Source organism: Pseudoduganella umbonata (genome assembly GCF_014192225.1).
GTDB lineage: Bacteria > Pseudomonadota > Gammaproteobacteria > Burkholderiales > Burkholderiaceae_D > Rugamonas > Rugamonas umbonata.
Map to the genome: position 1 here is coordinate 339,496 of NZ_JACHXS010000001.1, position 22,190 is coordinate 361,685.

Consider the following 22,190-nt stretch of genomic DNA (forward strand, 5'->3'; position numbering starts at 1 on the left):
GGGCTAGCCGATCAGCGGAACGGCGCCCGGCTGTGCTGCCGGTCGCCGCACGGTGCCGGCATCTGCGCCGATCCGGAACACCGCCACGGCCTGCGCCAGCCGCGCCGCTTCCCCCTTCATCGATTCGGACGCCGCCGCGGCCTGCTCGACCAGCGCGGCATTCTGCTGCGTCACCGCATCCATCTCGACGATGGCGCGGTTGATCTGCTCGATGCCGGCCGACTGCTCGACGCTGGCCGACGAAATCTCGCCCATGATGTCGGTCACCCGCTGCACGCTGTCGACGATTTCGTGCATCGTCGAACCGGCTTCGCCGACCAGCCGGCTGCCGGCCGCCACCTTCTCGGTGGAGGCGCCGATCAGCTCCTTGATTTCCCTGGCGGCGGCTGCCGAGCGCTGCGCCAGTGTCCGCACCTCGGAGGCGACGACGGCGAAGCCGCGGCCCTGCTCGCCGGCGCGGGCGGCTTCGACCGCGGCATTCAGCGCGAGGATATTGGTCTGGAACGCGATGCTGTCGATCACCCCCGTGATGTCGCCGATCTTGCCGGCCGACGAGCGGATGTCTTCCATCGTGTCGACCACGCGGGCGATCACGTCGCCGCCGCGCGCGGCGACGTTCGAGGCGGCCGCGGCCAGCGTATTGGCCTGCCGCGCGTTATCGGCATTCTGCTTCACCGTGGAGGCCAGCTGCTCCATCGACGATGCCGTCTGCTCCAGCGCGCTGGCCTGCTGCTCGGTACGGGCCGACAGGTCCTGGCTGCCCGTCGCCACTTCGGCCGCGGCGGTGGCAATGATGTCGGTCCCTTGCCGCACCGTCGCCACGGTGGACGCCAGGTTCTCGTTCATGCGGCGCAGCGCGCGCAGCAGTTCGCCCAGTTCGTCCTGCGTGGCCGCCTCGATGCGGCTGGTGAGGTCGCCGGCCGCCACGGTATTGGCGACGCCGAGCGCCTGGCCGACCGGCGCCGTGATCGATCGCGTGATCCACCACGCCACGAGCGCCGCCAGCACGACGGCAGTGATACCAAGGCCCCACATCAGGTTGCGGGTGCTGGCGTAGGTGTCGGCGGCTTCCCTGGCGGCGGCCGCACTGATTTCCTTCTGCAGCGCGGCCTGTGCGCCGACGGTGCCCTTCAGCCGCGCCAGCAGAGGCCGCATCCGGTTGGCAAGCAGTTCCCGCGCCGCTTCGTCGGCGCCGCTGCCGACGTGGCCCATCAGGGTGTCCTGCATCGTCGCGTAGAGGGTGGCGTCGGTGCGCATCTGCCGCAGCAGGTCGACCGCCTGCGGGTTCTGGATCGTGGTTTCGAGATCGCGCAGCACCGCATCGATCGCCTGGCGCGACGCCAGGACTTCATTGCGCTGCCGCTGCCGGTCGGCCGGGTCGGCATACAGCAGCATGTTGCGCAGTGCGATCGCGATGTCGTTGATCTCGGCCTGCATGCGCCCGGTCGCGTCGATCTTCGGCATCCGGTTATTGACGATTTCATGGGTGCCGTTATTCACTCGCGACAGCATGACGTTCGACAGCTGGACCATCGCGACCAGCATGATGCAGATGACGGCAAAGCCGAGCGCGAGCCGTTTGCCGATACCGAGATTCGCTACGTTCATCGTCTTCCTCCTTGGCGGGGCTGGCGGGCGGCGGCCGTGCCGTCCCGTCGCGCTACTTATACCCGACCGCGACAGCCGCTGGCGCACGGCCGGCTGCCGCGCCGCAGCAAAAATGCTTTGCATGGCGGCCGGGAGATGATAGCGTTACCGCCAGTTTGATTGCCCGATAACCTTGTCCTGTACAACGATGAGCACACACGTACTTTCCGGCGCCGTGCGCCGCTTCGACCTGGTCGGCCTGGGCGAATGCATGGTCGAGTTCAATGCCACCGAGCCGCTGGCCCGTGCCGAACGCTTCACGAGGGCGTATGGCGGCGACGTGCTCAATGCGCTCGTGGCCGCGGCCCGGCAGGGCGCGCGCACGGCGTTCGTCAGCCGTGTCGGCGACGATCCGTTCGGCGCCGGCCTGCGCGCCGCCTGGGAAGCCGAAGGCGTCGACGTCGGCCAGGCGCCGCTGGTGCCGGGCGAGAACGGCGTGTATTTCATTTCGCTCGACGCGCACGGCGAGCGCTCGTTCACGTACCGGCGTGCCGGCAGTGCCGCGTCGCAGCTGACGGCGGCCGATATCGACGCGGCGTTCATCGCATCGGCCCGCTGCCTGCTGCTGTCCGGCATCACCCAGGCGATCTCGCCGGGCGCGCGGGCCGCCACGCTGGCGGCGGCGCGCTGCGCCCGCGGGCATGGCGTGCTGGTGGCCTACGACCCGAATTACCGCCCGCGGCTGTGGGGCAACGAGGAGGCCGCCCGCGCCGCCTGCGCGGAACTGCTGCCCTTCGTCGACATCCTGATCCCCAGCCTGCCGGCCGATGCCGCCATCCTGCCCGGGGCTCCCGGCGAACTGGTGGAGCATGCGGTGGTCAAGCACGGGGAGGAGGGGTGTGAAGTATGGCTGCGCGGCCAGCGCACCGCGGTGCCCGCCGCCGCCGCCACGGTGGTGGACACCACCGGCGCGGGAGACGCCTGGAATGGCGCCTACCTTGCCGCCGTGCTGCGCGGCGAAGCGCCCGCCGCGGCCGCCGGTATCGCCAACCGGATCGCCGCCGCCAAGCTGGCCCACCGCGGCGCGATTCCGCCACGGGAAGCTTCCGACTGAATTAGCAGCCGTCTGGTGTAGGACACCCGCAGGGTGTCGGACACCGGTTTTCTTTTTCCCTCAGGCCGTCGACCGCATCCGGCTGGCGGTCACCGTTACCCCGCGCACGCAATTGCGCCCGCCGCGCTTGGCCGCATACAGCTGCGCATCGGCCGTCTCGACCAGCACCGCCGGCGTATCCGGGGCATCGGGATCGAGCGCCGGCACGGCGGCGATGCCGAAGCTGGCGGTGGCGTTGACGAACTTTCCGAGATCGACGGCGCAGCCGATGCTGCAGAACGCATGGCGGATCCGTTCGGCCAGCGCCTGCGCGCCGTCGAGGTCCGTTTCGGGCAGGACGATCAGGAATTCCTCGCCGCCGTAGCGCACCACGCTGTCGACCGTTTCACGCGTCATCGCCAGCAGCAGGCCGCCGAATTCGTTCAGCACGTGATCGCCCGCCGCGTGGCCATGCGTATCGTTGATGCGCTTGAAGTGATCGATGTCGCACAGGATCACGGACAGCGCCGTGCCATAGCGGCGCGCGCGCGCCAGCTCCGCGTCGAGCAGGCCTTTCTGCAGCACGCGGCGGTTGAAGCAGCCGGTCAGCGGATCGCGGTCGGCCAGTTGCTGCAACTGGATGGCCGAGCGGAACTCCTCGCGCTGGGCCAGGTTGAAGCGGCGCGCACCGATGTAGCCGAGCGCATTGCCGAGAATGAGCAGCAGCACCAGCGCCACCTGGTCGTCCATCTTCAGGTAGCCCTGGACGAGCAGCATTGCGCAGAACACGATGCTCGACCCGCTGGCGATCCACACGGCGTAGACGAAGCGGTTTGGAATGTTGATGTAGATAGCCATCAGGATCAGCGCCTGCGACATCACGTTCCACGCGGTGGCGGCGGGCTGGTACCAGCACAGCACCATGAACACCGCCATGCCGACCACTTCGACCGCGCAGGCGGCCAGCACGGCCACGCGTACCGACTCGGGCCGGCGCATGATCGCCAGGCAGCCGCCCGCGGCGACCAGCGCCACCGCCACCCGGAGGGCGATCATCGTCCATGCCAGCGGACCAGGGCCCAGCGTGGCCACGTCGGTCGCGCCGAACGCCACGTAGAACGCGGCGCAGAACAGCAGGCTGACCTTCAGCTGGGCGGAACGCTCGGGCAGGTGATGGCGATTGAAACGGTCTTCGACGGCGGCGTCCGCGAACTCCGCGCGCTGGCGGTCGATTTCGAGGCGGGGATAGGGCAGGTCGCGGTGCGGCACAGGGGTCTTTCCGGCATTGACGATGCCCGCAGGGCGCAGGCGATGCTACAGGATTGTACATTAAATTTCTGATAAGTATTAATCTAATAGCAGCTATCCGCATTGCTTATAGCGTACGTATAAGCAACCCCGTGAGTATTCGATAGATTTCCTGCCGGCATCACCTGCCAGAATGGCAGTTCCCTGTCCGGGTGTACTGCCGTACCGGATTCTCCGGCTTCCACATCCATTGCGCGAATAGTCGCAATTACAAAGCGCAAGGTATCCAGAATATTTTATAAATGAAAATACTTCGACGAGCTTCACTTACCGCCGCATTGGCCGCCAGCATGGTATTGCCTCCTGCCTTGGCAGCCGATGCCGCCAGCGGCGACGCGGACATCGCCATTCTTCTCGGACGCTATGTCGCCAGCAGCAGGAACGCGCAAGCGCTTTATGCCGATATGAAAATAGCGCGCGGCTCGATCAGCTGGAAGACCAACGGCAGACCGAAACGATGCCGGGCAAACTGGTCATTATTGCCCGCGGAGCAGGCCGCCGCCTTGTTATCCAGTTCGCCGTCATATCTTGCAAGAGCGCAGACCGGCAGCGTCACTTATCTCACGCGACTAACGCAATTGAATTGCAATCGGCCTGTAGCGTCCTTTCTTTTTGTTCTGGACTCGGAAGGGAAATCAGCGCAGGTGCAGGGATACGACGAGACGGGGGACTTGAAGACATTTTTCGTGATGCACAAGAAGGTCGTGAATAATCCGTAGGAAACAAATCGCTCGTAGCGCCGGCGCTGCCGCGACAGCGACGGGCATGGAAAATCCGTGCAGACAGGCAAACCCGGCTTTACGCCAACAGCGCCAAAAAAAGGGCGCTGTCACCCGAGCCTGTGGAAGTTTCGCCAGGTCATCAAGAAAGAGCATCATTGCCGCGCAGCGCGGCGATCAGGCAGTCTGCAGGAGCCAGCCAGCGCTGCCCGTCGAGGCCATGGCGCCAGCCCAGGTAGTTCGGCAGGTATTTGCTCGCCACGCCATTGAACCGCGACAGCCAGCCATGGAAGCGGCTGTGATAGCCATTCACGTGCTGCAGGTGGATGGCACCCCGGGCGCGCACGCCTGCCCTCAGGTTGACTGCTTCGTGCAGGATGCCGGCTTGGCGTGTGAACGTTCGGTAAGCGGCAGCGCTGTCCGACACCAGCAAGACATCGGCGGCCAGTATGGGGGGCAGGTGGAACGCCAGCTGCCGCGCCGTCACCGGGCCACGGCCGCAAACGAAATCCCGGGTTTTCCCGTCCCGGTCGCGCGCTACCAGAATGCAGTCGAGTTCGTTCGAAATGCCGCGCCGCCTGGCCTTGCCGCCACGCCGGCGCGCGGGCCGGTCCAGGTGCCGGCTGCCTTTCTGCGATTCGAGCAGATAGGTCTCGTCCGCCTCGACAATGCCTTGCAGCCGGGGTGGCCGGTCGTGCCGTGCGCCGCCCATGAAACGATGGCGCCAGCGAAAGCTGGTATTGCGGTGGATGCCCGTGGTATCGGCGGCGTTCCGGACCGTGCGTGAATCCAGCACAGCCTGCAGGAAAGGTAGCCATTTGCCGCGCAGGCGCAGGAAAGCGAAGGGTGTGCCGGTCAACGCATTGAAGGTGCGGCGGCATGCCAGGCAGCGGTAGCGTTGCAGGCCGCCAGTGCTGCCATGACGGTGGATGCGGATCGCCGCGCAATGCGGACAACGATCGCAGGGCTGGCCGAACTTCTCGATCAGTTCCAGACATGTCGCCAGTGACGAGGCCGGCTCGAGCAGGGCACGCAGTGTCGTCAATTGGGCGCCGGAGAACCCGTCGAGTTGCCCGCGCAATCGTTCCAGCAAGCTATTGAAAACGCCGTCATGCATCGCCGCCTCCATCGTCAATACGGATGAGACAGCAATGGTGGCGAATGGTTCAGTTCACCCCACAGGTTCGGGTGACAGAGCCAAAAAAGGGCGCTGTCACCCGAGCCTGTGGAAGTTTCGCCAGGTCATCAAGAAAGAGCATCATTGCCGCGCAGCGCGGCGATCAGGCAGTCTGCCGGAGCCAGCCAGCGTTGCCCGTCGAGGCCATGGCGCCAGCCCAGGTAGTTCGGCAGATATTTGCTCGCCACGCCATTGAACCGCGACAGCCAGCCATGGAAGCGGCTGTGATAGCCATTCACGTGCTGCAGGTGGATGGCACCCCGGGCGCGCACGCCTGCCCTCAGGTTGACTGCTTCGTGCAGGATGCCGGCTTGGCGTGTGAACGTTCGGTAAGCGGCAGCGCTGTCCGACACCAGCAAGACATCGGCGGCCAGTATGGGGGGCAGGTGGAACGCCAGCTGGCGCGCCGTCACCGGGCCACGGCCGCAAACGAAATCCCGGGTTTTCCCGTCCCGGTCGCGCGCTACCAGAATGCAGTCGAGTTCGTTCGAAATGCCGCGCCGCCTGGCCTTGCCGCCACGCCGGCGCGCGGGCCGGTCCAGGTGCCGGCTGCCCTTTTGCGATTCGAGCAGATAGGTCTCATCCGCCTCGACAATGCCTTGCAGCCGGGGTGGCCGGTCGTGCCGTGCGCCGCCCATGAAACGATGGCGCCAGCGAAAGCTGGTATTGCGGTGGATGCCCGTGGTATCGGCGGCGTTCCGGACCGTGCGTGAATCCAGCACAGCCTGCAGGAAAGGTAGCCATTTGCCGCGCAGGCGCAGGAAAGCGAAGGGTGTGCCGGTCAACGCATTGAAGGTACGGCGGCATGTCAGGCAGCGGTAGCGTTGCAGGCCGCCAGTGCTGCCATGACGGTGGATGTGGATCGCCGCGCAATGCGGACAACGATCGCAGGGCTGGCCGAACTTCTCGATCAGTTCCAGACAGGTTGCCAGTGACGAGGCCGGCTCGAGCAGGGCACGCAGTGTCGTCAATTGGGCGCCGGAGAACCCGTCGAGTTGCCCGCGCAATCGTTCCAGCAAGCTATTGAAAACGCCGTCGTGCATCGCCGCCTCCATCGTCAATACGGATGAGACAGCAATGGTGGCGAATGGTTCAGTTCACCCCACAGGTTCGGGTGACAGAGCCCCAAAAAGAACGGGCCGCCCGCAGGCAGCCCGTTTGGACACGGGACGCCAGCTGCGGCGCCCCACGATCCCGTTGTAAGTCCCGTTCTACATCAGAACTTGTAGCGCGCGCCGACCATGTAGCGCGGGCCGCCTTGCGTGGCGGACAGCACCATCATCTCGTGCCGGCCATGCACGCGCTGCGTTTCGTCGTTCAGGTTGATGCCTTCGAACTGCAGCGTCAGGTTCTTCGTCAGGTTGTAGCCGATCGACAGGTCGACCTGGCCATACGGTTCCACGTACTGCGGATTCGGTCCAGCCTGGTCGGTGACCGAGGTCAGGAACTTGTCGCGCCAGTTGTACGCGGCGCGAATCGACCACTTGTCGTTCTCGAAGATACCGATCACGTTGGCCGAATCCGACAAGCCGACCAGCGCGAACTGGTTGCCCGAACTCGCGTTGTCGAAGCTCAGGTTCGACTTCACGTACGTGTAGTTGGCCTGGATGCCGAAGCCGCTGGTGCCGAACATGTGCTGCCAGTTGACTTCCGCGCCTTTCACGTTGGCCGACTTCTCGTTGACGAACGACGTGATCTGGTACTGCACCAGCGGATTGCCGGCGATGCCCGCGATCGTGCCGGTGGCATTGCCGGCCGCATTGTCCGCGCCCTGTACCACGCCCTGCTGGCCGTTGAAGTTGCGGAAGATGTAGTTGCGGATGCAGGTGGTGTCGGTATTGATGCAGCCCGACGCCAGCGCCGCGTTCCAGTAGGCGCCGCCCACCGGCGTCGTCACGTTCGGCGACGTTTCCATGTTCACGCTCTGGCCCGCGTAGTTCGACAGGGACTTGTGGAACAGGCCCAGCGAAACGGTGCTCTGCGGCGAGTAGTACCACTCGGCCGACAGGTCCAGGTTCTTCGACTTGACCGGTTCCAGCGCCGGGTTGCCGCGCGTGCCGGTACCGTAGTTGATGTTGCCGGTCGGGCTGATGTTGGTGCCGCCCTGGATCTGGTCGTAGCGCGGACGGCCGATCGTATGGCCATAGCTGGCGCGGACCTTGAAGTCGTCACGCACGTTCATGTCCCAGTCGAGGCTCGGCAGGATGTGGTGGTACTTGCCCTGCAGGCTCGTGAATTCCTTGCCGGAGAAGACGAATGGCAGTTCGTTCTGCGCCACCCAGTTCACGCCGGCCACCGTCTGCGACAGCGCGGTCGACAGCACGTCGGTTTTTTCGTAGCGGAAGCCGATACCGGTGTGCATCGGCATCGCCGTGTCCCACTCGGTATTGAGCTGGAAGTACAGCGCGCGGCTCTTTTCCGTGGTGCGGCGGTCGTAGTCCGGGCTGGCCAGGCTTGGCAGGTAAAGCTCCGGCTTGCCGGTCGCATCCGATACGCGCTGGCGCATCGCCGCGAAGTCGAACAGGTGGATCTGCTGGAACAGGGCCGGGTTGTCGTGGCCGCCCAGCTTGTCGAAGTACTGGCCCAGCGAATCCGGGCGGAACATCGATTGCGGGTAGTCCGCCGGCGACGTGGCGCCGCCCCACGAATCGCTCTGTACCTGCTGGAACGCGGAGCGGTTCTTCACGTTGGTCAGCGACAGGCCGAAGTTCAGCTCGGAGGTTTCCCACAGCTTCAGGCGGCCGCCGGCTTGTGCCTGGTCGATCTCCATGCGCTGGTAGCCATCCTGGAACCAGGAACCGGACACCTGCATCGGCGCGCGGTTGAAGTCGGCACCCTCGATCGACAGCACCGGGATCTCGTTGCCGAACAGTACACGCGTGTTGCCGCGGCTGAAGCTGACGGTGGCCAGGTCGTTGTTCGAGCCGAACGGGCTGTCCTTCTGCGACGTGGCGGTCGAATGGTGCGCATCGAACGTCAGGCGCAGGTCGTTCGACACCTTCCACTGCGTGTTGAAGCCCAGCGACTTGTTCTCGGACTTGGTGGCGAAGTCGCCGCCGTTCATGCTGATGTCCTGGTTGGACACGTTCTCCTGGTAGAAGATCGGTGCCGCCACCGGGCCGTCGGTCCAGCTCGAGACGGACGGGCCGTGGTTGAACCAGGCCGACAGCTCGTGGTACTTGGTCTGCACCTTGTTCAGCGAGTAGGTGTAGTCCAGCGTCGTGGTCAGGTCCTTGTTCGGGCGGAACTGGAACGTCAGCTGGCCGTTGGTGCGCTGGCGCTGCGAGCCGCGCATGAAGTACGAGATATTCTGCGGTACGGAATACACGTCGCTGCCGTCCGGGCGGTTCGTGATGTTTTCCGAGCCGGGCGCGCCAGGCAGCGGGATCACGCCGGTCACGCCGGTCTGGTTCGCCGTGTACGGGCCTTTCCAGCCGTTGGTGATCTGCGCCTGGTTCACGCCCAGGTTACGCTCCTGGTAGCTGGCGCTGACCGACACGCCGAACTTGCCGTCGCCCCAGGTCGTGCTGTAGATCCCCGAGACTTCCGGCGTGTAGGAGCGCTTGGCAGCGTCTTCCTGCGGCAGGTTGTCGTTCGACGTGTCGTAGACCACCTTGCCGCCGATGCTGGCCATGTTGCCCAGTTCGAGCGGGCGTGCCGTCATGATGTTCAGCGTGGCGCCGATGCCGCCCGGCGGCGTGTCGGCGCGCGAGCTCTTGTACACCTGGATCTGCGACACGGCTTCCGAAGCCAGGTTCGAGAAGTCGAACGCGCGGCCGGCCAGGTCGCCCAGGTTCGAGGTGGGCATCTGGCGGCCGTTCAGCAGCACCATGTTCAGGTCCGGACCCACGCCGCGCACCGTGACCTGCGAGCCTTCGCCGCGGTTGCGGTCGATCGACACGCCGGAAATGCGCTGCAGCGATTCGGCCAGGTTGGTATCGGGGAACTTGCCGATGTCGTCGGCCACGATGCCGTCGACGATACCGTCGGAATTGCGCTTCAGGTTCAGCGTCGATTGCATCGAGGCGCGGATGCCCTTGACGACGACGGTAGCGGGTGCGCTGGGGTCGGCCACATTGCCGGCCACGTTGCTGGCGGCCTCCTGGGCCGATGGTCCGGTGGCAGCCTGGGCTGCGGCGGGTGCTGCCTGGGTAGCGTCCTGCGCGAATGCCGGCGCCATCAGCGTGGCGCAAGCCCCGGCGACGGCGATGGCGATCAGGCGATGCCTGGTGTTGGGGAAAGCATTGAGTTCCATGGAACCCTTGGATCTGTACAGCACGGTGTCTCCTCTCTGGTGTGGAACGCCGCGTCCGGGGGCAGGGGGCGGCGTCATTGGTCTTGCCAAATTCACATGTCCCTGCGTTCCGATCACCGCGGGACTTCAGCTGGCCGCATGCTGTCTTTGCAGCATTGCCGACCGGCGGAATTTACACAAGAGTAAGAAAATTGCGGTAATTGGTCAATCGGGCGAACAAATAAAATTGTGTCCTGAATCAGTAAAAAACCCTGTATCGGCGGGCATTTACGTCATCATCCGGTCATACGTACCGTACGTAATGGCAAGGAAAACGGTTTCCAAGAAATCGTTTTCATAGCAAAATCAACGACTTCTGGAAACGTGTCCACCAGCAACAAAAAATCGCGGTGGCGCCCATGTGGGCGATTGGCAAGCCGGCGCCTTCGCCGAATCCGTTGCAAAAAATTCACAGCGTGAGGCAAAAAACCAACGTTCGATGGAAACGTGTCCACACGTTGCCGGCGCGGCATGGACCGCGCAGCGGATTGCGCGGGCATTTTTTGGCAATGGCGGTCCCGGTGCTGCATAATCCGCCCACTGCAATCGACCCAGATCCGCCATGCCCGTTACCGGTGACCAGCAACTCCTGAAACAACTGAACCGGATGGCGCTGGTGCGCCAGGTGAGCACGCAGCCCGGCCTGTCGCGCGCGGCGCTGTCGGACGAGCTGCGGCTGACGAAATCCACCGTCAGCCAGCTGGTGCGCGAACTGATGGACGAAGGCTGGCTGACCGAGCGCGCGCTGCTGGTGACGGGGGAAGTGGGGCGCCGCGCCACGCCGCTGCACCTGGACCCGTCCCGCCTGGCGCTGATCGGCGCCGAGGTGGGCGTCGACGAAGCCCGCGTGGTGGCCACCAACCTGCTGGGCGAAGTGCTCGATGCGCGCGTGATCGATTACGACGACGCGCACGACCCGGCGTCGTGCATCCGCCTGGCGGCGCAGGCCATGGTGCGGCAGGCGCGCCGGCTGGCGCGCCCGTCCGCCGCCGGCGGCACGCGGCAGGTGCTGGGGGCGGGCATCGGCCTGCACGGCGCCGTCGATGAAAACACCGGCGTGCTGCGCCACGCGCCCCACCTCGGCTGGCGCAATGTCGACGTGCGCACCCAGGTCGAGGCGCATTTCGCCGGCACCGTGCTGCAAGGCCTGCCGCTGTACATGCAGAACGAGGCCAACGTGGCGGCGCTGGCCGAGTTCGAGTTTTCCCGCGAAACCGCCGGCGACCCGCTGATCTACCTGTCGATCAGCTACGGCGTCGGGGCCGGCATCATCGTCAGCGACCGGCTGCTGACCGGCATGCGCGGCTTCGGCGGCGAGGTCGGCCACGCGATCCTGCAGGCCGACGGGCCGCCGTGCACGTGCGGCCGGCGAGGTTGCGCCGATGCGCTGATCGGCCTGGCCGCGCTGCTGGGCGACGAACGGCCCAGCTACGCGGCGCTGGAACGGCTGTACAAGCGGGTCGCCGATCGCGTGCCGTCGACCTGTGCCACCGTCGACGCGGCCGGGCGCCAGCTGGGCATCCTGCTGAACAACCTGTGGGCCGGTTTCGACCCGATGGCGATCGTCATCGGCGGGCCCGCGCTGCGGCTCGGCGACGCGCTGACCGGGCCGGCGCGCCGGGTGCTGGCCGGCTATGCGGAGGCGGCGATGCTGACGCCGCCGGAGATCCGTATCTCGCACTTCGGTGCCGACGCCGTCGCCGTCGGCGCCGCGGCACTGGCGCGCTACCGCCTCACGCGGCCGCTCGACCTGCAAACGCTGGAGCGCAGCGCCGAGCGCGCGGCGTAGGGCAGTCGCAAGGCAACCGCGAGGGAAATGCAAAGGAAACGCAAAGGCGCCGAAAGCCGCGGCGACGCCAAAAATCGGGCGCCGCCGTACGCGTTTTTTCCAGCCATGCCAAACTAGTCGTCCCTGCGCTGCGCGGTCGCCACCGACCGGCGCGGCCATGACCCGTACAGGAGAGAAAAGCGCATGAGTGAAACCCCGAAATACGTGCCCCCGGCCGTGTGGACGCCGCCCGCCGCGTCCGGCGGCACCTTTGCCAGCATCAACCGCCCGGTGGCCGGCGCCACCCACGACCGCGAGCTGCCGGTGGGCCGGCACCCGCTGCAGCTGTATTCGCTGGGCACGCCGAACGGCCAGAAGGTCACGATCCTGCTGGAAGAACTGCTGGCGCTGGGCCATGCCGGCGCCGAATACGACGCGTGGCTGGTGCGCATCGGCGAAGGCGAGCAGTTCGGCAGCGGCTTCGTCGACATCAATCCCAATTCGAAGATTCCCGCGCTGGTCGACCACAGCGGCGAAACACCGCTGCGCGTGTTTGAATCCGGCTCGATCCTGGTGTACCTGGCCGAAAAATTCGGCGCCTTCCTGCCCGGCGAAACGCGGGCGCGCACGGAAACGCTGAACTGGCTGTTCTGGCAGATGGGCTCGGCGCCGTTCGTCGGTGGCGGCTTCGGCCATTTCTTCGCGTACGCGCCGGAGAAGCTGCAGTACCCGATCGACCGCTATGCGATGGAAGCCAAGCGCCAGCTCGACGTGCTGGATCGCCAGCTGGCCAGCCACCGCTTCGTGGCCGGCGACGACTACACGATCGCCGACATGGCGATCTGGCCGTGGTATGGCCTGCTCGCGCTGGGCGAGCTGTATGGCGCCGGCGAGTTCCTGTCGGTGCACGAGTACACCAATGTGCGGCGCTGGGCGGAAGAGGTGGCGGCGCGCCCGGCGGTGGCGCGCGGGCGCCGCGTCAACCGGCTGCAGGGCGAGCGGCACGTGCCGGAGCGGCACGACGCGTCCGACCTGGATTGAGTCCGGCGATGCAATGAAAAACGGGCGCCGCGGCGCCCGTTTTTTTATCCCCGCGTGGGGAAGAAGGTCGGCATTACTGCTTCGAACGGCGGCGCGCGGTGAAGCCGACCACAGCCAGGCCCAGGCCCAGCATGGCGTAGGTCGACGGTTCCGGTACCGGCGATACGGCGTCGGCCTGGGCAACCAGGAAGTCCTGCGAGGTGACCGACGTGTAACGCGTGAACGTGTACGTCTGGGTGTACTTGATGTCGCTGTTCTGGGCCGCGGCCAGCATCTCGTTGGCGACGTTGACGGTGATGTCCGCGCCCGTCCATTCCCCGACGCCGTTGCCGCGCTTCTGGCCGAGGGAGTTGGTGGTCACGGTATTGTTCATCGCAATCGTGCCGCTGGCGAGCGTTGCGTCGTCGTTGTACAGCTCCCACAGTGCCAGCTGGAAGCTCAGGCTCAGGTCCTTCGATGCTTCGGTCGCACCGCTGATCTGGTTGTAGTACAGGCCATACAGGCGTTCGATCGACTCTTGCCGTGCCGCGGTGGCAAAGCTGAACGAGCTTGCTGCATAGCTCTGCGGTCCGCTCCCCATCGCCTGGCCCGGCTCGATGCACAGCGCCAGGAACTGGCTGCCGGTGGCGGTGGAGACGTCCCACGTCTCCACATTGACGGAGGTGCCGGCGCGGCGGGTCGGGAACGCGGCAACTACCGTTTTCTGGACATCGTGCGCCTGGGCAGTGACGGTGACCGGCGTTTCGACGGCGTAGGCAGGAGCGAACAGGGCGGCGCCGATGGCGACGGCGGACAGCGTGGTGAAGATGGTTTTCATGGTGTGCTTTCGTATTCTTGGTCGAAGCGTGCCGGCGGCGCCGGCACGCGGGATGCAATGGTGGGTCAGGCGACGGTGAACGGCGCGGTGCCGGTCTGGCCGATTAGCTCGGCCATGTTCAGGCCGTCGATCCCGGCGGCGGCGAGGTCGGCCGCATCGACGTTGAAGTACACGTCGGTCATCGATACTTGCTGCCCGTTGACGACGGCGCTGCTGCGCTCCAGGTGCAGGTTGCCGCTGGCGTCCACGAACGGCAGTTCCTCGTACGACACCGTCAGCGACGTCACGCCGGCCTGGGCCAGGGTGACCAGTTCGCCCGCGTCGGTGACGCCGTTGCTGTTGGCGTCCCGCCACAGCGTCAGCGTATCGAACTGCGCGTCGCCGGCCGTCACGAAGCCGTCGCCATTGCTGTCGAACGACGACAGTTTCGCGAAGCCGCTGCCCTTGGTGGCGCCGCCGAACAGTTCGGAGATGTCGTCGATGCTGCCGTTGCCGTTCGTGTCGATCGCCAGGAACGCGTCGCCGGAAGACAGCCAGCCGGACTTGATCGCGCTGCCGGTGCCCAGCAGGTCGAAGCTGCCGGCGAAGTCGCCGCGGGCGATCGTCTGGATGCCGTTGCCGTCGAGGTCGATGGCGATCGGCGTGATCGCCGCATCCCAGCTGCGGTCGTTCTCGCCGGACGACAGGAACGTCGCATCGGTCTGCGTCAGGCCGACCTTGCTGATGCCGTCGCCCTTCACATCGCTGTCTACCAGGTCGTTCGTGCCGGTGTTCTGCACGCCCCACTTCCAGTCGTTCATCGAGTAGGTGTAACCCTTCGAGTCGGTGAAGTAGACGTTGCTCTTGTCGAATTTCAGGTAGTAGCTGCCCGGATCGAGGTTGCTGAACGCGTAGCTGCCCGTGCTGGTGGTGGTGGTCACGGCCACCTGGGTGTTGGTGGTGGCGTTGAACAGCATGACCTTGATCTTGCCGATGCCTTCCTCGCCCAGGTCCTGCACGCCGTTGTGGTTCCCATCGCGCCATACCTTGTCGCCGATGCTGGCCTTGCGGTACAGGCCCGCGTCCACGTCGGTCTTCAGCTCGCCGGCGGCCAGCTTGAACACGCCGCTGCCGGCGACCGTCGTCGAACCGGACAGGTTCGTGAAGTCCGAATCCGTGCTGTCCAGGCCCACGTTCGCCTTGGTCGTGAAGTAGCCGGTCGGACGCGTCACTTCGACGCTGTAGGAACCGGCGGCGAGTTTGTCGAAGGCATAGGTACCGTCGGCCGTGGTGACCGTGGTGGCTTTCAGTACGTGGTTGGCGTCGTACAGCTTGACGGTCGCGCCGCCGATGCCGGCTTCGCCCTTGTCCTGCACGCCATCGAAATCGCTGTCTTCCCACACGGTGCTTCGGATGCCGGTCTGCGTCAGGCCGGCGTCGAGCGAGGTTACCGCTTCGCCTGCCTTGACCGTCACGGAGCCCAGGCTGCCGTTGGCGGCGGCGTTGCTGTCGTAGCTGCCGCTGGTGGCGTACTGCTTGGTGACACCGTAGCCGTCCGGCGTCTTCATGCCGACACTGTAGGTGCCGGCCGCCACGCTGAACTTGTAGTTGCCGTTCGCATCGGTCTTCGTGGTGGCGACGACGGCGCCGCTGGCGTCGGTCAGCGTCATGACCACGTTGGCCACGCCGCACTCGCCGCTGTCCTGGATGCCGTCGGCATCGCTGTCCAGCCAGACGCGGTCGCCGATCGAGCCCTTCTGCGCCACGCCGGCGTCGACCGACGTGTTGTTTTCGCCGGAAACCAGCGTCACCTTCTGCGACAGGCCAGTGGCGTCGATGTCGGAGTCCAGCGCATCGTTGCTGCCGGCATTCTGCTTCGTCACGTAGTAGCCGGTCGGCAGTGCCGTCGTGTCGAACTTCACGCTGTAGGTGCCCGGCTTCAGGCCGGTGAACGCGTAGTCGCCGCTGGCATTGGTGATGGTGGTGGCGATCGCGGTGCCGGTCGAGTCCAGCAGCGTGACCTTGGCGCCCTGGACGCCGCTTTCGCCGGTCTCCTGGATGCCGTCGCCGTCGCAGTCGAACCACACCTTGCTGCCCAGCGAGGCGGTGCGGTACACGCCCGCGTCGGCCGGATCGATGGTGGTGCCCGCGGTCACGGCGAACGTGGCGGACGTGCCGCTCGCGTCGACGTCGCTGTCGAGCGAATCGCTGCCGGTGTTCTGACTGGTAAACACGTAACTGGCGGGCTTGGCCACCTGCACCGAGTAGTTGCCCACGGCGGTGGTGAACGTGTAGTTGCCCAGCGTGTCGGTGGTGGCGGTGGCGACCTTGTTGCCCTTGGCATCGATCAGCGACACGGTGGCGCCGGCCACGCCGGCTTCGCCGCTGTCCTGTACGCCGTTGGCATTGCTGTCTTCCCAGACGGTGCTGGCGATCTTGCCGAGCTGCGTGTTGGCCGGCGCTTCGAACACGGCGTTCTGGCCGGAAGACAGCGTCACCTGGGCGGTGCTGCCGTTGCCGGCGGCGAACGTCACGCCTTGCGGCAGCGTGGCGGCATCGAATTTCAGGCTGTAGGTGCCCGGCTTCAGGTCGCCGAACTGGTAGTGGCCAGCGGCATCGGTGCGCGCGGTGGCGACGACGCCGCCGTTCGCGTCGAGCAGCGAGACCGAAACATTGCCGATGCCGCTCTCGCCGGCGTCGAGCGTGCCGTCGCCGTCGGTATCGTTCCAGACGGTGCTGGAAATGCTGGCATGGCGGTACAGGCCGGCGTCGGCGGTGTCGTACACATCGCCCTTGGCCACCGTGATGCCACCGGTCAGGCCGCTGGCATCGATGTCGCTGTCCACGGCGCCGTTCGAACCCACGCCCTTGTCGGTGGCGATATAGCCTTTCGGCGCGGTGATCGCCACGGTGTAGGTGCCGGTGCCGATCGAGAAGCTGTACTGGCCGTTGGCGTCCGTCTGGGTGGTCGTGATGACGTTGCCGGCAGCGTCGCGCAGGTCGACGCTGACATTGGCGATGCCAGCTTCGCCGGCATCCTGGATGCCGTTGCCGTTATTGTCTTCCCAGACGGTGTCGCCGATCTTTGCCAGCGTGGGCGCGCCGCTGCCCGGATTGCCTGGTTCTTCCGGCGTGATTTCCGGCACGGGAACCTTGAACGACAGGTAGTTCGTGGCCACGCTGGTGTCCTGCGCGCCGGTACCGGTCGTGCCGCCGTTGTCGCGCACGTGGAAGCCCAGCTCGACGATGCCGCCCGACGTCGCGCCCGGCACGAACGACAGCTTGCCCGCGGCGATATCGGCGGCGGCAATCTCGCTGCCCTTCGTGACGGCCGCGCCATTCAGCAGGATCGTGCCGTCGGCCGGCAGCGATTCGACGATGATCGACTGGAAGGCATGTCCTTCGACCGCGTCCACGAAGCCGAAATCGGCAGTGCCCAGCACCACTGGTTCGCGGTTCGCCAGGTCGAAGTCGCGGTCGGCGCCGGCCGGCGCATCGTTGACCGGATCGACGACCACGCGGATTTCCAGCGTCAGGTAATTACCGTTCGCCTTGTCCTCGACAAGGAACTGGTACGTATAGAATTCGCCGTTGTAGTCCTTCTCCCAGCCGCCTGGACGGACGTACAGGTGTTCGCTGTCGCTCATGCCGAGCAGTGGCGTATCGCCGCTGGCCCATTCGCCGTTCGGCAGTTCGGTCTCGTACATCTCGACGGTCAGGGCGGTGCTCGTCCGGTATCCGGCCTGGGCCAGGATGTCGCGCAGTGAAACGGTCGACGAGGTGTCTTCGTCGACGTGAATGGTGCTGAAGAGTGCGATATCGCTCATGCAGTGTGCTCCGATGTCCGGCTGCGCATTGCTTGGATGGCGCGGCGGACGGGGTGACCCTGGGAGGCGGTACAGGTGCTTGGTACAGCTTCTGCCGGGAAAGGTGCCGGGCGGGGTTTTGATGCCGCTCAGCTATTTATGTTGCTCATTCTACAGCACTTTGATCCAAATAGTAACAACAGTAAATAAATGTTTGGTAATTGCAAAAATAGTTTCATTTGATTTATTGAATGTGTTGCGTCCAGGACGAAAAGCGTCGTGACGTTGCATGAGTAGCATGACTGGGGAGCCAAAAATGGAATGGGGAAAGTTAGTGCCTTGACGAAATGTCATCTGGCCGTCATCATCGGTCCTTTGACCGTCGAGCGAACCCATGGCACTCCTGACCGTTACCGAAGCCGCCCGTCTTGCGCGCCGCAGCCGCGCTTCCATCTACCGCGACCTGGAAAAGGGCCGGCTGGAAAAGGTGTTCACGGCCGACGGTGCGCTGAAGATCGACTCCGCCGCGCTGGCGCGGGCTTACGGCCAGATCGGCCGGCGCGAGGAACCGGGTGCGCCGGGCGCATCGCCGGCGGCGACCGACATGGCGATCCAGGCGGTATTGCGCCAGGTCGACGGTGCGGCGCCGGTAGCCGGGCAGGTGGCGGGGCAGGTTGCGGAAAGCGCCGAGATGGCCGTGCTGCGCGAGCGCCTGGCAGCCTGCGAGCACCGCATCGTGCTGCTGGAACGAATCGCCCAGCTGGAAAAGGCCGCGCGGCAGGCGGCCGACGTGACGTGGCGTGCACGCCTGCAGGGCAAGGAAGAAGTGATCAGTGCATTGACGATGGCGCTGGCCCGGCCGGAGCCCCAGCCGCTTCCGCAGCCACGCGCGCTGCCGCAGTTGCCGGGCCTGCCGCGCGACGATGCATGGCCGACCTGGCACCACACGCCGGGCGGCGAAAAACGCGCCATCAATTGAGCGGTGACGGCCGGGTGCTATCGCAGCAAGCGGCCTGCTTGACCTGCATGCGGCGTTGCCCTGGCATTGCCGCGATCACCCGGACGTAAAAAGCCTTAGTAAATCTCCGGCACGATGATCTCGGCCGGTACCGGGCGGCGCACGTAGTCCTCGTGGTATTCGCGCTCCGGCAGCGCGATGGCCGGCCGTTCCACTTCCACGTACGGAATCTGCGCCAGCAGGTGGGCGATGCAGTTCAGCCGCGCCTTTTTCTTGTCCACGCCCTGCACCACCCACCACGGCGCCTCGGGGATGTGGGTGCGCTCCAGCATGATTTCCTTCGCCTTCGTATATTCTTCCCAGCGGCGGCGCGATTCCAGGTCCATCGGCGACAGCTTCCACTGCTTCAGCGGATCGTGGATGCGCGACAGGAAGCGGGCATTCTGTTCCTCGTCCGAGATCGAGAACCAGTACTTGATCAGCTGGATGCCGGAACGGGCCAGCATCCGCTCGAACCCGGGCACGGTCTGGAAGAATTCCTCGTACTCTTCGTCGGTGCAGAATCCCATCACCCGTTCGACACCGGCGCGGTTGTACCAGCTGCGGTCGAACAGCACGATCTCGCCGGCCGCCGGCAGGTGGCAGACATAGCGCTGGAAATACCACTGCGTGCGTTCGCGGTCGTTCGGCGCCGGCAGGGCGACCACGCGGCAGACGCGGGGATTCAGGCGCTGGGCGATGCGCTTGATCACGCCACCCTTGCCGGCCGCGTCACGGCCCTCGAACAGGATCACCACGCGGTGGCCCGTGTGGACCACCCAGTCCTGCAATTTCACCAGCTCGGCCTGCAGCCGGAACAGCTCGCGGAAATAGGCGCGGCGCGCATCCTTCTCCTCGTCGCTGCGGCCTGCCTGCGGCAGCAGCGTGTCGGGATCGAGATCGCGGTCGTCCAGTTCCAGTTCCAGCTCCTCGTCGTAGCTGTCGTCGATGTCGCGCTGCACGCGGTGGCTGACGTCTTGCGGGTCGTTCTGCAACATTCGGTACTCCGGCTACAAGGGATGATGGTGCCGCAGTCTACGGATCAAACGTGACAGGCCGATGACTCGCGGCGTTCGGTGACGATGTCGGCGGCGAAGATGCGGGCCGGGTCGAGCGTGGTCCTGTGCCCCAGGTCGCGGCCGTGCTCGCGCAGCCATGTTTCGGCCGCCTCGACGCCTTGCGCATGCAGCGATTCCAGGAAAGGCAGCTCGGAATTGAACTTGCTCGATATGCCGCTGTCGACGAGCGTATCGAGTCCGCTGATCAGGTGCAGGCGGGTGGCACTGGCGGCCACGCGCGCCGCCCGTTCTTCCTCGGCGAGATGCTGGATATGGTACAGCGAGCTGATTTCCCGGACGAACGCGATATTGAACGCGATTTCATTCGAGCGGTTGGCGATGTCGGCCTGGCTGCGCGGCAGGTCGCTACGGTTGATCGGGTTGATCTGCACGACGATCACGTCGCGCGCCGGCCGTTCGAGCAGCGGGAACAGGGGCGGGTTGGCGACATAGCTGCCGTCCCAGTAGACCTCGCCGTCGATTTCCACGCCGGCGAAAACGGTCGGCAGGCACGCCGAGGCGATCAGCCGCTGTACGTCGAGCTCCTTGCGCGTGAAGATCTTGCCGGTACCGGTGCGCACGTTGGTGGCGCCGATGAACAATTCGAATTCCTCGCAGCCGCGCACCCGTTCGAAGTTGATCATCGTCGCGAGGAACTGCTTCAGTGGGTTGATGGTGACGGGCAGGTTGGCCACCGGGCCGATGATCGCCCCCATCATTTCCATCAGGTGATACGCCGGCGTGTAATCCATCACCCACCGGCCGGTGAGGCGGTCGACGGGCGACCGTTGCAACGGGCTCATCAGCGATACCTTGCCCAGCGTGGTCCAGAAGCGGCGCAGCGCGGCCTGCGCGCCGCGCCGGCCGCCGCCGAAGGCATGGCCGTCGGCCATGACCACGGCATTGATGGCACCGGCGCTGCTGCCGGTCAGCGAATCGATGACGAGGTGCTCTTCGTCGAGCAGCCGGTCCAGCACGCCCCAGGTAAAGGCGCCGTAGGTGCCTCCGCCCTGCAGGGCGAGGCTGACTGTTTTATTGGTGGTGATCAGCAATTGCATTCCCCTTCGAAGTAGCTGGGCCAGGAACGGCCCCTGCCAACACTGTAGGGGGTTTCGCGAACTTCCGGCGCTACGGATCAGCCGGCGGCACGCATGGCGCCGCCGGCCAGGGGCCGTCAGGCCGGTTTCGGCGTATTGCGTGCGCCGGCATGCACCAGCAGGATCGCCAGGCCGGCGATGGCGGCCGGAATGCCGAGGATCGCGATCACGGCGGAGAAGCCCCAGCCCATCGACAGCAGCACGCCGCCGAGGAAGGAGCCGAGGATGCTGCCGAAGCGGCCGATGCCCAGCATCCACGAAACGCCGGTGGCGCGCACCGCCGTGGGGTAGCAGGCCGGGGCGAAGGCCGTCATGCCGGTCTGGGCGCCGTTCATGCAGAAGCCGGCCAGCATCACGAAGAGCGTGAACATCGCCGAGTGGATGTCGCTGGCCGCCAGTGCCAGGATGAAGATGGCGCCGCCGCCGTAGGCCAGCCCGATCACGCGGTTGGCGCGCCAGCGGTCCATGTAGAAGCCGACGACCAGTGCGCCGACGGTACCGCCCAGCTGGAACAGCGCGGTCAGGCTGGCGGCCCGTTCGATCGGCAGGCCGGCATCGCGGATCAGCGTCGGCAGCCAGCCGCCCAGCAGGTAGATCACCAGCAGCCCCATGAAGTACGTGGTCCACAGCGACAGCGTCATCGATTTATACGTGGGCGAGACCAGCGTGGCCACCGGGTGGCCGGCCGCCACCGGCGGTTCGCTGACGTGGAAGCGGGTCGTGTCGGTGAAGTCGCCGCCGCACACGCGGCGCAGCGTCTGCGCGATCCTTGCCGGCGCCATCTTGCGCACCACCATGAAGCGCGCCGATTCCGGCAGCAGCCACATGTAGATTGGCAGGCACAGCAGGGGGATCGCGCCGCCCACCATCAGCATGGTGCGCCAGCCGTACGTCGGCAGCAGCGCCGCCGCGGCAAAGCCGATCAGCGCCGAGCCCAGGTTAAAGCCGGTAAACATCACCGCCAGCAGCGTGCTGCGCGAGCGCTCCGGCACGTATTCGGACAGCAGCGTGGTGCAGCACGGCATTGCGGCGCCCAGGCCCAGGCCGGTCAGGAAGCGCAGCAGGCCGAGCACGACGATATTGTCCGCGGCCGCGCTCAGCAGGTTGAAGATGCCGAACAGCGCCACGGCGCCGAGCAGCATCCGCTTGCGTCCCCAGCGGTCCGACATGGGGCCGACGAACAGCGCCCCGATGGCCAGGCCGACCGGGGTGGCGCTCATCGCCACCCCGAACGCGGTACGCGAAATGCCCCATTCGGCAATGATGTCCGGGGCCAGGAAGCCCATGATCGCCACGTCCATGCCGTCGGTGGCGACGATCAGGAAGCAAAGGCCGAGCAGCAGCCACTGGTATCTGGACATGCTCCGGCAATTGATGTGGTCCCGGACGTCCAGCGCTTGATGTTCCATGCAGTCTCCTTGATGCGTACTTGGTGAATCCCCGGGCGCG

The 22,190-nt window shown here is 65.8% G+C and carries 16 protein-coding genes; 5 read left to right on the forward strand and 11 right to left on the reverse strand.

What is annotated here, in order from left to right:
- Nucleotides 1-3 precede the first annotated feature (3 nt).
- Complete coding sequence (locus tag FHS02_RS01430; RefSeq protein ID WP_137312464.1) at nt 4-1,608, reverse strand: methyl-accepting chemotaxis protein; 1,605 nt, start codon at nt 1,606-1,608, stop codon at nt 4-6.
- Nucleotides 1,609-1,795: 187 nt separating this feature from the next.
- On the opposite strand from FHS02_RS01430, the gene FHS02_RS01435 reads away from it, so the two are divergent.
- Entirely contained in the window at nt 1,796-2,701 is a 906-nt protein-coding gene (locus FHS02_RS01435) for a sugar kinase (protein WP_217496890.1), read from the forward strand.
- Between the two features lie 60 nt (nt 2,702-2,761).
- On the opposite strand, the gene FHS02_RS31300 is transcribed toward FHS02_RS01435, so the two are convergent.
- Nucleotides 2,762-3,949 carry a GGDEF domain-containing protein gene (locus FHS02_RS31300; protein ID WP_137312465.1) on the reverse strand — a complete coding sequence of 396 codons (1,188 nt, stop codon included), beginning with the start codon at nt 3,947-3,949 and terminating at the stop codon, nt 2,762-2,764.
- A 281-nt stretch (nt 3,950-4,230) separates the two neighbouring features.
- Here FHS02_RS31300 and FHS02_RS01445 point away from each other — a divergent pair, with 281 nt between their 5' ends.
- Nucleotides 4,231-4,707 (forward strand): hypothetical protein, encoded by a 477-nt coding sequence (locus FHS02_RS01445; RefSeq protein ID WP_137312466.1) that lies wholly within the window; start codon nt 4,231-4,233, stop codon nt 4,705-4,707.
- A gap of 142 nt (nt 4,708-4,849) precedes the next feature.
- Here FHS02_RS01445 and FHS02_RS01450 read toward each other — a convergent pair whose 3' ends face one another.
- The 3 genes from FHS02_RS01450 to FHS02_RS01460 all read right to left on the reverse strand — a co-directional run bounded on the left by FHS02_RS01450 (nt 4,850) and on the right by FHS02_RS01460 (nt 10,163).
- Nucleotides 4,850-5,824, reverse strand: coding sequence for an IS1595 family transposase (locus tag FHS02_RS01450; RefSeq protein ID WP_137312467.1), 975 nt, complete (start codon nt 5,822-5,824; stop codon nt 4,850-4,852).
- A 128-nt stretch (nt 5,825-5,952) separates the two neighbouring features.
- Complete coding sequence (locus tag FHS02_RS01455) at nt 5,953-6,927, reverse strand: IS1595 family transposase (RefSeq protein WP_137312468.1); 975 nt, start codon at nt 6,925-6,927, stop codon at nt 5,953-5,955.
- Nucleotides 6,928-7,100: 173 nt separating this feature from the next.
- Complete coding sequence (locus FHS02_RS01460; protein WP_229422506.1) at nt 7,101-10,163, reverse strand: TonB-dependent receptor; 3,063 nt, start codon at nt 10,161-10,163, stop codon at nt 7,101-7,103.
- 577 nt (nt 10,164-10,740) lie between these two features.
- Between FHS02_RS01460 and FHS02_RS01465 the strand changes: the two genes are divergently transcribed.
- The gene (locus tag FHS02_RS01465; RefSeq protein ID WP_137312469.1) at nt 10,741-11,967 is read left to right on the forward strand and encodes an ROK family transcriptional regulator; all 1,227 of its coding nucleotides are present in this window, start codon (nt 10,741-10,743) and stop codon (nt 11,965-11,967) included.
- Nucleotides 11,968-12,150: 183 nt separating this feature from the next.
- Complete coding sequence (gene yghU / locus FHS02_RS01470) at nt 12,151-12,987, forward strand: glutathione-dependent disulfide-bond oxidoreductase (protein ID WP_137312470.1); 837 nt, start codon at nt 12,151-12,153, stop codon at nt 12,985-12,987.
- Between the two features lie 73 nt (nt 12,988-13,060).
- Here the strand turns inward: yghU and FHS02_RS01475 are convergent, their stop codons facing one another.
- The 3 genes from FHS02_RS01475 to FHS02_RS01485 all read right to left on the reverse strand — a co-directional run bounded on the left by FHS02_RS01475 (nt 13,061) and on the right by FHS02_RS01485 (nt 17,985).
- Nucleotides 13,061-13,804 carry a PEP-CTERM sorting domain-containing protein gene (locus FHS02_RS01475; RefSeq protein WP_137312471.1) on the reverse strand — a complete coding sequence of 248 codons (744 nt, stop codon included), beginning with the start codon at nt 13,802-13,804 and terminating at the stop codon, nt 13,061-13,063.
- 65 nt (nt 13,805-13,869) lie between these two features.
- Nucleotides 13,870-17,610: an SdrD B-like domain-containing protein gene (locus FHS02_RS01480; protein WP_137312472.1), complete on the reverse strand. Its 3,741-nt coding sequence runs from the start codon at nt 17,608-17,610 to the stop codon at nt 13,870-13,872.
- A 150-nt stretch (nt 17,611-17,760) separates the two neighbouring features.
- Nucleotides 17,761-17,985: a hypothetical protein gene (locus FHS02_RS01485; RefSeq protein ID WP_137312473.1), complete on the reverse strand. Its 225-nt coding sequence runs from the start codon at nt 17,983-17,985 to the stop codon at nt 17,761-17,763.
- On the opposite strand from FHS02_RS01485, the gene FHS02_RS01490 reads away from it, so the two are divergent.
- Nucleotides 17,984-18,568, forward strand: a complete 585-nt coding sequence (locus FHS02_RS01490) for a hypothetical protein (RefSeq protein WP_137312474.1) — start codon at nt 17,984-17,986, stop codon at nt 18,566-18,568. The genes FHS02_RS01485 and FHS02_RS01490 overlap by 2 nt on opposite strands.
- Before the next feature lie 95 nt (nt 18,569-18,663).
- Here FHS02_RS01490 and ppk2 read toward each other — a convergent pair whose 3' ends face one another.
- The 3 genes from ppk2 to FHS02_RS01505 form a co-directional block, all read right to left on the reverse strand.
- Complete coding sequence (gene ppk2 / locus FHS02_RS01495; RefSeq protein ID WP_137312475.1) at nt 18,664-19,584, reverse strand: polyphosphate kinase 2; 921 nt, start codon at nt 19,582-19,584, stop codon at nt 18,664-18,666.
- Between the two features lie 44 nt (nt 19,585-19,628).
- Complete coding sequence (locus tag FHS02_RS01500) at nt 19,629-20,702, reverse strand: patatin-like phospholipase family protein (RefSeq protein ID WP_137312476.1); 1,074 nt, start codon at nt 20,700-20,702, stop codon at nt 19,629-19,631.
- Between the two features lie 116 nt (nt 20,703-20,818).
- Complete coding sequence (locus FHS02_RS01505; protein WP_137312477.1) at nt 20,819-22,150, reverse strand: MFS transporter; 1,332 nt, start codon at nt 22,148-22,150, stop codon at nt 20,819-20,821.
- Between the last annotated feature and the right edge of the window lie 40 nt (nt 22,151-22,190).